We start from the raw sequence: 12,315 nt of genomic DNA on the forward strand, positions 1-12,315 counted from the left end.
GCTAAGCCCGATGGCCAAAGCCGCGCGCGAAGCGATGGGCAGGAAGAAGCTCAAGGCGCTGGCCGATCGCGGGTACTACAGCGCCACGGAAATCAAAGCATGCGATGACGCTGGTATTGCAGCGCTGGTGAACCGAGCCGGGTTTGGTGGAGGCTCCAACTCTTGAGAGAATGGAGCCATGAACAAGAAGGCAACCAAGTTTTCCCCGGAAGTCCGCGAGCGCGCAGTGCGTCTGGTGCGCGAGCAACGTAGCGAACATCCGTCGATGTGGGCGGCGGTCGAATCGATTGCACCGATGATCGGCTGTACGCCGCAGACGCTGCACGAATGGGTCAAGCGTGACCAGGTTGACCAGGGCGAGCGTGATGGCGTGAGCACCGACGAACGCGAACGGCTGAAGGCCCTGGAGCGCGAGGTCAAGGAATTGCGTCGTGCCAACGAGATTCTCAAGGTCGCGAGCGCGCTTTTCGCCCAGGCGGAGCTCGACCGCCGTTTCAAGTCCTGAAGGCCTTCGTCGATCAGTATCGCGACACCTTTGGGGTCGAGCCGATCTGCAAGGTCTTGCGGATTGCCCCGTCGGGCTACCGACGCCATGCGGCACAGCTTCGCGATCCGTCCAGACGCTGCGCCCGCGCGAAACGAGATGAGATTCTGCAACCCGAGATCAGGCGTGTCTGGCAGGCCAACATGCAGGTCTATGGTGTGCCGAAGGTCTGGAAGCAGATGAACCGCGAGGGCATTGTGGTCGCGCGCTGCACGGTCGGTCGGCTGATGAAGCTGCAAGGTCTGCGTGGTGCGGTTCGCGGCAGGCGCATTCGCACCACGATTGCCGACAAAAGCGCACCGCGTCCGCTGGACCGAGTCAACCGGCAATTCAAGGCGCAGCGGCCGAATCAGCTCTGGGTTTCGGACTTCACGTACGTTTCGACATGGCAAGGCTGGCTTTACGTGGCGTTCGTGATCGACGTGTTTGCTCGCCGTATCGTTGGCTGGCGAGTCAGTTCGTCGATGACCACGGACTTCGTTCTGGACGCACTTGAACAGGCGCTGTATGCGCGGCAACCAGCCGAGAACGGGACATTGATACACCATTCCGACAGGGGGTCCCAACTTAGGTTCAAGGGGTCGTTGCAACACCTGATGTTTATGACGCGAGTAGTAGATCTCTCAGTGCTTCTGCTGGTGATTTCCATCCAAGGCTTTTACGCGGTCTGCAATTCAGTGCGTCTGCGACGGCATCGAGTTCACGCTCCGTGTACCGACTGATGTCAGTGCCTTTCGGAAAGTATTGACGTAACAGACCGTTTGTATTCTCATTGGTCCCACGTTGCCACGGGCTTTGAGGATCGCAGAAATAGATCTCCAGACCCGTATCGATTCGAAGCTGCACATGCTGGGCCATCTCTGCGCCTTGGTCCCACGTGAGTGATCGTCTCAACCGCTCTGGCAATAACACGATCTTGGCAGCTATGGCATTACGGACAGCCTCCGCTCCATGCCCCGCCAGCGGTGGCCCATTCTTGACTCGCACGCCGTCGCCATGGCCCTCCATAGGTGGGAGATGGAGCAACATTGTAAAGCGGGTGGTACGCTCGACCAGCGTGCCTACCGCAGATCGGTTAAGGCCAATGATCAGGTCACCTTCCCAGTGGCCCGGAACAGCGCGGTCAACAGTCTCAGCCGGTCGTTCACTGATCATGACCTCCGCAGTGATGAAATGCTTTCCACGCTTTTGCGTCCTGGCTCGAGGCACACGAAGTGCACGGCCCGTACGCAGACACGCAGTAAGCTCTCGTCGCAGAGCGCCACGGCCCTGGATGTAAAGCGCCTGATAGATGGCTTCGTGAGAGATTCTCATGGATTTGTCGTCGGGATAGTCAACCTGCAATCGTCGACTGATCTGTTCGGGACTCCAGCAGGTGCCCCAACGCCGGTCCGCGCGCCGGCCTTGTCGTCGTCCTTTCCACGGTACGTCAGGTCCGGCAATCGGCCTGCCTCCAGAGTCGGTGACTGCTCCGGCCAATCGACTTTGCACATACTTCTTTAATCTCTCGTTCCCTGCCAGCCTGGACGCTTTGGGACGTTCCGCTGCACGCTCTGCTTTCCACTGAGCAACCGTCGCCCTGTATATCAAAGTACCACCACGGGTTGCAGCGTTACGGCGCAACTCGCGTGAGATGGTCGAAGGTGAGCGCTGCAGTCTCCGCGCGATCTCACGAACCCCGCAACCCTGTGCCCGCAGCAACGCGATTTCTTCGCGTTCGGAAAAAGACAGATAGGGCCCACCGCCCGGCGTCAGTTCGATTGGCGGCATTCCTCCCGCCTCACGAAACCACCTTGGTCCCAGAGGTTGCGACACGCCACATTCCAGCGCTGCAGCCTCGGTCTCCATGCCCTGCCGGATACAGTTCCAGAACGCTCGCTTTGTCTCGAGTTGATTGACACTAGGCCTGCCAGGCGATCGCATTATTGGTCTTCCCGTCTGTTCCGAACCCCAGCCCTGTGGTCGTCCCATTTGACACCTCCTTCAGGAGATGTTGCAACGACCGGTTGAATCCGCCCAATACGTCAGCATTCGCTACAGCGAACGTCTGGCCGAAGCGGGCATCGAGCCTTCGGTCGGCAGCCATGGCGACAGCTATGACAACGCGCTGGCTGAAACGATTAACGGCCTGTACAAGACGGAACTGATTCATCGGCGCGCCCCGTGGAAAACGAAGGAATCCGTCGAACTGGCAACGCTGGAATGGGTGGCCTGGTTCAATCATCATCGACTGATGGAACCGCTCGGCTATATCCCGCCCGCTGAAGCTGAGGCAAACTACTACAGGCAACTCAGAAATACTGCTGATGCGCCTGCTTTAACTTAAACCCAATAGCCTCCACGATTCCCGGCTCGGTTCACTAACTGTTGCACCTCTTTGACCGCATTGCTAATCAGGTACTGACCTCAAGCAGCAGGTAACCATCTTCGGTCAACACGCCGAGTTGAGTCTCTTGAGGCAGTCTCCGGTTCATGATCGGCAAGTGTGAGCTGAGGGATTGCGCAACAACTCCGCAAACTTCTGCAGCATGGCTTCCTGCATCCGCATCGTGTACTTGCCATTCATCTGAATAGCTGCAACCCAGTCCTTCCCGTCCAGAAGATGGTAGAAATTCGCGTCGCCGTCCGCTCTGACCCGGATGTCCGGAATCGGCTGCACGACGACCAGGGTGGCCTCGCGATTCCGTAGATGCTTCATCCATTCAGCGGCCGACGGCAGCTGAGATACGAGTTCGACGATGCGACCGTCGATGCCGGCGTGTGCATCGATATAGGTATCGTTGAGAATCGCCGCCTGCAGGTCGAACAGGAAGACCAGCGCATCGACACCGTGGGCCTCAGCGATAGTTCCCAACGTTTCCACCGCGTTCAGCAGCTCGCGCATGAAGCGGGCGAACAGGCCGGCACGGTGCATCGCGATGATTGCCGCAGTCGCAACGTCTGCGGCCTTGCCGGGATCATCGGCAGGAATGTCGGCCTCAGTGATCGCCTGTGAGTGGACGAGACTGCGCATTACATCATCTAAAAAGTCACTGCATGAGAAGGTCAATTTCGGCTCCTTAGGGGATGCCGGGCGAACCTCCCCCAACCGGGAGGTCTGCCCGGTCGGGGTAAAAAGATTTCGATGGCGGCAGTCAGACGCGACGAAGTTGCCGGTCGAATGGCGACAGGCTATTGCCCGGCACACGCGTCGCATGTTTGTGAAGCGCAGCAAGCGACTGCTGCTCCCAGAGCAGGCATGCAAGCGCGAGCATTGCCCCGATCACGGTTGCTGCTGCGATCTGCTTCTTCATGGTCATCTCCAGGTTTGCGCAGGGAGCCCCGACGCTCTTTCGAGGCCGGGGCTTCGCGCGATCAGGAACAGGTTTGCGGATGCGCTGCCGGGAAGACCAGGACGCGACCATCCTTGCAGAGGACAAAGTCGCCCGGCTCGCCACGCGGCTGGCGGGCAACGATCGTCGGTGCCGGTGTGGCCGGTTCGATGCGGGCTGCGGCATTTGCCGGGTAGGCGCTGAGCGACGGATGGCCTGCGACGTAGAGCAGCAACAGAAGGTTTTGCACGGGATACCTCGTTATCGAAAAACGAGGGAACGCCCCTGTGGGGACGTTCCCCACAGGGTTAAGAAATGACAGCGCTCAGGCAGCGAGCGCCTCGACGTCAATGACTGCATCAGCTTCCGCAACCAGATCGGGTGTCTGCGAGATGAAAAACTCCCGCTCGTAACCGCCCTGGCGCAGCACCTCCCGCTTCATCCGCATGAACTGCAGCTTGCGCTGCGGATCGAGCGGGCCATCGGACTCGTCGCTGAACAGGGTCTGGTAGGGCTGGCCAGCATTGCTTGCCAGGTACAGGGCGATGCCGCGTGTCAGACACTCGTTGATCCAGACCTTCTGGCCACCGGACATCACCGTGACTGCCTTGGTGCTGTCGTGATCGGCGTCATGCACGAGGATTTCGAACCCCTCGCGCAGTTCACCGCTCGCCAGTGCCCGCTGCGTCTGAATCTCGACCGTGAAGCGCATGCCGTAGCAGGCGAGCAACAGGTCGTTCACCATCTTTGTGAGCGCGGGGCCCGCATCGTCGATCGTCAATGCAATCACGCCTTCGTTGCCGAGGCCCTTCGCGAGCAGCCTCCACTGGGCAATCTCATCGGAGATGCGGTTCGCACGTGATTGTGTCGCGTCGAACCCCGCAAGCTCGGTTGCGATCGCCTGTCGCTCGACCTCACGCGTCGTCTGCGAGCGGATCAGTGATTCGATCCGGGCATCGGCTGCGGTGATGGCTTCACGACACTGCGTTAGCTGCCGGTCGATATCGGCGATAGCACCGGTTACGTCGTCGACGCCGAGGCGTGCGACTTCCGCGTCCAGTTCCTTTACCTCTTCCGACAGACGGCCCTGCTGCGCCTCACGGCGTGTACGCAGAGTTGCTTCCTCGGTCTCGAGCGCGGCCAGTTCTTCGCTGGCTTTACCCAAACCCTCGGTTGCTGCATCGAGCAGAGGCTTGCGTGCGGCGAGATCGACAGCTTTCTGAAGGTCACGGCGCGCGGCCGCGATCGCATCATTGACCGCCTTCAGCTCCGCCCGCCTGGCCGCAAGTTGCTGCACCTGAGGCGTCAGCAGCGCGATCTCATCGCGTTTGGCGCGAAATGTCGTACGCAGGTTCGTGAGCGAAATGCGGTGCTCCTGAACCTGTACGTCTGCCTGACGGGCCTGCGTGAGCAAAGGACAGGTGTTGTGCATCTCATGACCGGCACAGGGCACGGTGCTGATCACACTCGCCTGCTGTTCCAGCGACTTCAGGAGCGTCATCTTCGACGTCCCTTCCGATTCAAGCCCATTCAGGCGCGAAGTCGCCGCGATCAGCGCAAGCTGCTTTTCCTCGAGGAGAGAAATCTCCCTCTGGATAGGCTCGACACGCCCTTCCTCGCTCGCGATACGTGCGTGGGCGCCATCACGTGCTGCGGCGGCACCCAGAATCGCTTCACGTTGCGCTATCACTGCGTTGTGTTCGGCGATGGACGAACGCAACGAGGCGCGCCGCTGGTTCAGGCGCCGTTCGTCGGCGCTCGCATCGGTCACAAGCACCTGCATGGCCGACACTATCTGGCTTCGCCGCGTGCCCAGTTCCCTCAGTCGGGCCTGCGCACCGGCGTTGGCAGTCTGCCTCGCAGTAAGAATGGCGCGCTGGTCGGTCAGGGTTGCGACCTTCGCGTTCAGCGTCTCCCGGCTCTCGCGAGTCGAGGTGACGGACTGTGCATCGGAAGCGATGGCCTGATCGATCTGCGCGACGCGATCGCGTCTGGATCCAAGCGCAACGAGCTGCTGTTGCGTGGAGTCAAGCGCACGACCGAGCGCCTTCGCGACGTCGGCGGCTTTCGCCGACAGGCTGCGAAGGTCATCGATATGCAGCAGTTCCGCGAGGAGTGCCTTGATCTCAGTCGCACCATAGGATGCGAGCGGACGCCGGTTCTGGGCAGAAAACACGCTGGTAAAGAACGACTCCAGCGAGCCACACACCGATTCAACGCACAGGTCATAGGTCTCCGCCTTGCCATCAGAGACGGTACCGTCCCCTGACTGCATGGGCTGCCAGTTTCCATCCGCATCGCGCCACGCCAGGTAGTACTCGGCCTTGCCGGTCTTACCGGGCTTGCGGAACGCGAATGACGAGCGGTACAGCACACCGCCATGCTCCCATTCGAACTCCTTGAGCGCGTGCGCGCCGTAGACGTGGTCCCAGTACGAGAACGCGTCGACCGACGCTTTTGCAGCACGCGACGGCATGATCCGGTACGGGTGCAGGTTGTCCATCAGCGTGGACTTTCCGGCACCGTTAGGACCGGTCAACGCGATGAGGCCTGCCGGAAGCGATTCGAGATCGAGCGTGACGGTGTCGCGCTTCATGCCGTCACGAACACCAATAAAGCCCTTCAGCGTCAGTTTCAGTGGGCGCATGTCGGCACCTCCTGAAGCGGCGCATCGTACAGATAGTCCGATGGCCACCACGGCGCATCATCGTCGTTGGAGAACATCCTTCCAACGATCGGATCAGGCAGGTGGGCTGGCTGTTGTTCAGCCTTTGCAGCCGCCTGGGCGGCCACCCGAGCGGCCTCTTGCGCCGCTCTCTTTTCCAACGACCCGTCGACGACTTCGCCAACCGTCCTGCAGACTGCGGCATAGGCCGCGCTGGTACGCCGGATAAGCGCGTCCCAGTTATCGACGCCGGTCAGGGCGAGCAGCTCGCGCGAGCCCCACTGGTTTGCATAGCCTGTGTTGAACGACCACAGCAGGTTTTGCAACTGCACGTCAGGCACAACGGCCAGATCCGCGCTTGCCGCGTTGACGGCAGCAGTCAGGATCAGGAAGCGGTCCGACTGGGCGATCACTGCGCCGCGATGCTCTCCAAAGGGAAGATGAAAGATGCTCGCGTGATAACCAGCGTGGTCGGTGAGGACCTTCTGGATCTCGCGCGGCGAGCGGTTTGCAGTGAAATGCTGGACCCATTGGGCACCGGCGGGATACAGACCAAACATGATGACACTCCACGGAAGATGGGCGGAGTGCATCCCCTGAAGGGATGAATCCCCGCCAGGGTTTTAGAAAAAGATGGATGTAGCAGACTGCTATCGATGCGTCAGGGACGCGGGTGAACCTTGTTCCGGAAGCCTGCGGTCGTGTACGAGCGGGCCGGCTTCCGGAACACGGCTGTGTTCCGCGCGAGAGTGCCGTACGGGCCACTCTCGCCATGGCGGCTAGGCCGCAAACAGATCGTCGTTGAGCCAGTCGAGCGACGCGGATGTAGCGGTCGCCTTCTTATCAGTCCCGACCGGTGCGGCCGCGACTTTGTCCGTCGTCTCCCGCGATGCCGCGGGATGCGTGAGCACCGTGGCGAGCGCCGACACTTCAGGCTCAGCGACGAGACGGGCGAGCACACCGGCCGCGATCGCTTCCGCTTCGCCGGAGGCGAGTAGCTGCAACCGGTCCTCAAGCGGGCTGGCGTCAACGCTGGCCAGTTCGCACCAGCGCGCGAGTTTCCCCTCGACGGTCGTTTCCAGACTGATACCCTGGGCACGGCTGCGAACCACCGGCAGCACCCGCGATTCGACCTTCAGACCCGCGGCGCCGGAAAACAACGCCTTGATCGCCTCACGATCGACTACCTGCCGATGCTCTTCGTCGACCTGCCAGCGCACACGCACGAACTTGTCGGTCGCGTCCGCTGCGAGCTCCTGAAGCCTTGCCATGTCCGGTGGGCCGTCGAAGTCAATGCAGATCATCTGACGCGAAGGCGTTGCGACGAGCGTTGCTGCGGCACCGCCCGGTTCAATGTCCCACGACAGATAGCCCTTCTCGCCCTCTTCCCCATAGTGAAAGCGGCCAATCGAGCCCGGATACGCGACGAGCCTGCCGTCACGTTCCCACTGCTGCTCCTTGTGAATATGGCCCAGCATGAAGCCATCGCATTCGGCTTCGAACAATGCCGTGAGCGAGAACTCATGATCGAATCCCGCCATCGTGACGCCGTGCTCTGTCGTGCAGCCGTTGACCGTACCGTGCGAGACACCGACCGTCCGAATCCCCGCTGCGCGAAGCTGCCTGTTCACCCGGCCCGCCGCCGCCAGATATGCGGCGAGCACATCGCCCAGCCCCGTACCGGCCTCGAGCGCGCAAACGCTCGCAGCCAGTTGGCCCTTGTTGACCGTGGGCAGGCAGGTGAAGACCACTTCGGGCATGACGTCGATGAGCTGACGCAGTTCGTCGTCCGAGAAGACCGGTCCCTTTGATGCCCAGAAACGGCCATCGACGAGCGCGACCTGAGACACGCGATCCGCAACATGGATCTGATAAACACCGCCCATGAGGGCAAAGTTATCCAGTGTCCCCGGGGGCTCATGCGAGAACGTACCCTGCAACATCAGCACAGGCATCGCGTTGGCAAGCCGGTGAATCTGGATCGCGAGCGCGTGCAACGACGGCGCATGCGCATCGAGCCGGTGATCCGTCGAGTCGCCGGAAATGACGCCAACCTGAGCGCCGCTGGCGATCGCATTGCCAACAGCAAAACTGAAACAGCGGTCGGACTCGGCCAGATTGTCGGGCGCGTAATGCAGGTCAGAAAAATGTGCGAATTTCATTTTCGCCTCCAGAAATGAAAAAGGCCGCCAATCGGCAGCCATTGTTGGTATGCGCGCCCGGGAGGGAGCAGGAAAAGAGCTTTTTTGCTGCAGGTCAAGGCTTGTAGTTGCGAGCAATCAGTCGGCCTCAAACGCACTGGCCCGGGTGTTCACTCGCTAAGCGCCTCGTTCCACAACTTCATCATCCTCGCTGCGTCTGCACGCGATTCGGGGCTGTCCGGTCCCATCAATGCAATGGTCAGACCGCTACCGTCCTCTGCCTCAAGCATCACCCACGGTTTTGTGAGATCGGCTACCGGGAATTTCGGCAACCGGGTCGTCAACATGACTCGCTTGCGCGTGAACCTCCATTCATCGATCTGCATGGATTCTTTCATGGTCGAACTCAAACCAGTGCCAGCCCCGAGGAGCTGGCACCGGTGGGAAGGTTGTAGAAAGGGGGGAAGCCGGTCAATCGAAGAACTTCGGCTGCCTGGTCGCCGCGATCTCGCGATCGAGTGCTGCGCGATCAGTCAGTGCCTTCTCCAAGCGCTCGTTCATGCTGTCGACATCCGGTGACCGCTCGACCCATCCACGTCCATAGGTGGTGTGCGCAAAGACCCGGAAATCATCCTTCCGGCTTTGCGCGCTTAACCCGAGACGCTTCAGCAGGTCCGACATACGGTCCAACTTGTCAGCGAGCGTTTCGACTACATCGCCCGCGCTGCCGACAGCTTGCGAACAAGGCGCGTGCGGATGCGTATGACCCGGTTCGGCCCCGCTAGCAAGCTGTACCGGTTGTTGCTGGCTGGATGCCTGATGATCCGGCGTTGGGTCGCGGTGGTCGACAGAGCTCTCGCCGTGCGCCCCCTCAGCAGTAACGACGACTGGAAAACCGCCGCCAAGGGGAACGACATTGCCACCGGCCTCGATCAATGCAACCGCCTGTCCGGCCGCTTCGACTGCCGGCAGCGCGTCATCGGCGCCGTCAAGCAGTGCACCGATGTCGATATCAGCGTCGAGCACCGTGAGCAACTGCCTGGCCCGAACCGCTTCGCCGTTTTCGTTGATTCGTGTGATGTCGAACTCGCGCTTCGTGAGCCAGAACCGCGTTCCGGTCAGTTTGCCTCTGGCAAGCTGCACGGTCTGCAATGCCGAATACGCCTTCTGAAGCACGTAGATCGAATTCGTCGGCAACTCGATGAGGCCCAGACCCTTGATGTCCGGCACAGCGAAGATGAAACTCGCTGACAGGTTGCAATGTCTCGCCTGATACTGCGGACACTGTTCGGGGTCACAAATGCCATCAGGAATCGCTTCATCCTGCCGCCGGATCACGGTGCGGCCGCCGAAGTGGCGAACCGTGCGTTGCGCCCGCTGATCGCGCTCCATCTTCGCGTACGTCATGCAATAGCGGATGCCGTCGCGCTCGTACTGCGAGAAGAACTTGCGTCCGTTGGTGCCGTACACGGCCATCTGGTTCGGCAGGTTCTGCATCCAGTCGTTGAACGCAAAGAGCACCGGAAAGCGGTAGAGCTTCAAACCCTCGCCACGATCCTCGCCATACAGCCTGAGAATCTCGTCGGCCACATCCGGATTGGTGAAGTCCGACCGGCGACACGTGAAATACGGCGTGTTCTTCGGCGCGAGTGCATTTTTCAGGTTGCACTTCGATTCGATCACCTTGCCGATCGTGTCGAACGAATCACCCGCCGCAACCATGTCGTTATAGATTTCAACGGCGCGATTGTTGCCGCGGGCTTTCGATGTGAGCACCTTGATGCCGGGCCGGATGTGTCCGATCACCGGCGGGCGCAAGGCCCGTTCTTCAACGACACTGCGCACGGGACCGTTGTACATGCTGAGAACTGCGTTCATGAGGGTTTTCTCGCAAGGAAAAAGATCGCTGTGGTGCGCAGCTCGCTGGCCGATTGCTCCAGTTCGTGCGCGGCCGCCTCGCCGCGGCGGTCAGCAACGTGTGAAAGAAAAACGCGGCGCTCGGTATCGCTGAACGTCGCGAACCGTGCTACCTCGCACCGCGTGCGCCATGCTGGCGATGCGGTATCTGCAGATGCGCGTTCCGGGGCGATTGTGTCGCTGATCGCCAGGGCAATGCGCTGGTCAAGACGGTCGGGAAGCATGGAAGACCTCCGTACGGGACAGGAACTGAAGGACGAAAAAAAGCACGTTCCTCGGTCAGAGGAGCGCGCTTCGGGATTCGGATGAAATGATCCGAGCGCCACAACCCTTCTGGGGTCGTGGCGCTCAGGGAGCCGTGAGGCTCATAGTCGGGAACGTTAGGTCGTTCCCGCGCAGCATGATCACGCTGCGCAACAGCCCATTTTCGGAAAAATTCATTCCGCCGCAGGATCACGGATTCAGTCCACTACGATCGTTCTACCGAGACGGGCTCTGGAGAGAGAACACCCGAATGATCCGGGCCCGAACGATGTCGCGGCGCAAATGAATGCGGCCGGCGACGAGTTTTATAACTGAATGAATGGGGAGCGCGGGCCAGGCGCTCATCAGCAGAAGATTCCACACCAGTTGCCGGCTGGTCGGAGCATGCGCAGGGCACGACTTGGACAGAAGATGGACTCCGGGCTAGCCGGGTCAGTGTCGATGCGTCAGGGACGCGAGAAGTAGAGTCAGTATTGCCCAAAACGGTGCCGCAAATTCCCCGAAAGATCACGAAAACGGCATAGCTTTTGCCTGAATTCGTCAGGGGGCTCGCGTTGAAAATGGACGGTGAGAGAGACCACACCTGAAAATAACCATGGCCGCAGTCCTTGAACTTTCCCCCGAGCCCGACCGGCAGCCGGAAGGCGACGCCGCTCGTCCAGCGCTAAGTGTTGCCACACCCGCTTCAGCGGCGAGCCCGTCAGCATCCGGCAGCGGGCTGAAGCCCATCGAACGCCTCACGAGCGACAGCCGGATCGACCGGATCAACCCGGAGACCGATTCGCAAACGGTGCTCCGGTACAGCTCGCAGTTCGCCCGCAACTACATCAGGTCCGACTACAACTTCTGCGCCTCGAAGATTGCCGTCGCCCGTGGGGGCAAGGTCAGAGCCCTGGAGAAGGCGTTGCGTGACACGTCGAACTGGCTCGGCAAGACCGATGAGTGGCTGGCGCGCCACGAAGCGCGTCGACTCGAAATGCCGCACGAACTGATCGAACTGACGATCACTCGTCCGCTCGCGGGTCTGCTGGTGCGATGCCTGACGCAGTATGACCGGATCTTCGTGCGATCCACCGAGCGGATGATCGAACGCAAGATCACCGACCAGGATCGCGCGAACATTCTCACGAACGCGGAGCGTCGACTCAAACACATCGTTCAGGTGTGCATGCCCGACAACGACCAGTACGACTTCGACGGCGAGCGCCGCGAAAGCTGACCTTTTCGATCTCTCACGCCTTCTTGATAGTCCGGCTCACTTGACCTGGTGACCGGATGGATACGCTCGACCTGTCAACTTGTTGAGGAACACATATGGATCTACGGCAAATTCAGGCACTGCACGCCCAGTACTCGGGACGACCTGTCGTCATCGACATCACCCGCCACACCGCCGCGATGCCTGCGCTACCTGCGCCCGAACGCGGCAAATCGATACGCTCGCACGGTGCCGCACTCACCGCTGCGCTGCGC

11 protein-coding genes, 2 pseudogenes and 1 other annotated feature are annotated in these 12,315 nt (G+C 60.7%); of the genes and pseudogenes, 3 read left to right on the forward strand and 10 right to left on the reverse strand.

Going from position 1 to position 12,315, the window contains the following annotated elements; genetic code table 11:
- Positions 1-178 precede the first annotated feature (178 nt).
- Positions 179-1,110: pseudogene (locus tag BTH42_RS34500) on the forward strand (IS3 family transposase); the annotation flags it as partial.
- Positions 460-576, forward strand: a sequence feature (AL1L pseudoknot). (Overlaps the previous pseudogene by 117 nt.)
- Positions 1,111-1,144: 34 nt before the next feature.
- Here BTH42_RS34500 and BTH42_RS31795 read toward each other — a convergent pair.
- A complete protein-coding gene (locus tag BTH42_RS31795) occupies positions 1,145-2,515 on the reverse strand; it encodes an IS30 family transposase (protein ID WP_075305151.1) in 1,371 nt (456 codons plus the stop codon).
- Between the two features lie 43 nt (positions 2,516-2,558).
- On the opposite strand from BTH42_RS31795, the pseudogene BTH42_RS31800 reads away from it, so the two are divergent.
- Positions 2,559-2,870 (forward strand): annotated as a pseudogene (locus BTH42_RS31800) (integrase core domain-containing protein); the annotation flags it as partial.
- A 144-nt stretch (positions 2,871-3,014) separates the two neighbouring features.
- Here BTH42_RS31800 and BTH42_RS31805 read toward each other — a convergent pair.
- From BTH42_RS31805 to BTH42_RS31840, 9 genes are all read right to left on the reverse strand, one after another.
- A complete protein-coding gene (locus BTH42_RS31805; RefSeq protein WP_075305152.1) occupies positions 3,015-3,593 on the reverse strand; it encodes a hypothetical protein in 579 nt (192 codons plus the stop codon).
- Positions 3,594-3,678: 85 nt separating this feature from the next.
- Positions 3,679-3,837: a hypothetical protein gene (locus BTH42_RS35720; protein WP_178392278.1), complete on the reverse strand. Its 159-nt coding sequence runs from the start codon at positions 3,835-3,837 to the stop codon at positions 3,679-3,681.
- 61 nt (positions 3,838-3,898) lie between these two features.
- Positions 3,899-4,105, reverse strand: coding sequence for a hypothetical protein (locus BTH42_RS31810; RefSeq protein WP_075305153.1), 207 nt, complete (start codon positions 4,103-4,105; stop codon positions 3,899-3,901).
- Between the two features lie 75 nt (positions 4,106-4,180).
- Complete coding sequence (locus tag BTH42_RS31815; RefSeq protein ID WP_075305154.1) at positions 4,181-6,502, reverse strand: nuclease SbcCD subunit C; 2,322 nt, start codon at positions 6,500-6,502, stop codon at positions 4,181-4,183.
- Entirely contained in the window at positions 6,490-7,080 is a 591-nt protein-coding gene (locus tag BTH42_RS31820; RefSeq protein ID WP_075305155.1) for a hypothetical protein, read from the reverse strand. The genes BTH42_RS31815 and BTH42_RS31820 overlap by 13 nt, the downstream gene beginning before the upstream one ends.
- Before the next feature lie 219 nt (positions 7,081-7,299).
- Positions 7,300-8,682: a metallophosphatase family protein gene (locus BTH42_RS31825; protein WP_075305156.1), complete on the reverse strand. Its 1,383-nt coding sequence runs from the start codon at positions 8,680-8,682 to the stop codon at positions 7,300-7,302.
- A 149-nt stretch (positions 8,683-8,831) separates the two neighbouring features.
- The gene (locus tag BTH42_RS31830) at positions 8,832-9,059 is read right to left on the reverse strand and encodes a hypothetical protein (protein WP_075305157.1); all 228 of its coding nucleotides are present in this window, start codon (positions 9,057-9,059) and stop codon (positions 8,832-8,834) included.
- Between the two features lie 73 nt (positions 9,060-9,132).
- Positions 9,133-10,539, reverse strand: a complete 1,407-nt coding sequence (locus tag BTH42_RS31835) for a hypothetical protein (protein ID WP_075305158.1) — start codon at positions 10,537-10,539, stop codon at positions 9,133-9,135.
- Positions 10,536-10,802 (reverse strand): hypothetical protein, encoded by a 267-nt coding sequence (locus tag BTH42_RS31840; protein WP_075305159.1) that lies wholly within the window; start codon positions 10,800-10,802, stop codon positions 10,536-10,538. The genes BTH42_RS31835 and BTH42_RS31840 overlap by 4 nt, the downstream gene beginning before the upstream one ends.
- A 635-nt stretch (positions 10,803-11,437) precedes the next feature.
- Between BTH42_RS31840 and BTH42_RS31845 the strand changes: the two genes are divergently transcribed.
- Positions 11,438-12,061: a DUF1845 domain-containing protein gene (locus BTH42_RS31845; RefSeq protein ID WP_075305160.1), complete on the forward strand. Its 624-nt coding sequence runs from the start codon at positions 11,438-11,440 to the stop codon at positions 12,059-12,061.
- The last annotated feature ends 254 nt before the right edge of the window (positions 12,062-12,315 follow it).

The organism is Burkholderia sp. SRS-W-2-2016, assembly GCF_001931485.1.
GTDB lineage: Bacteria > Pseudomonadota > Gammaproteobacteria > Burkholderiales > Burkholderiaceae > Paraburkholderia.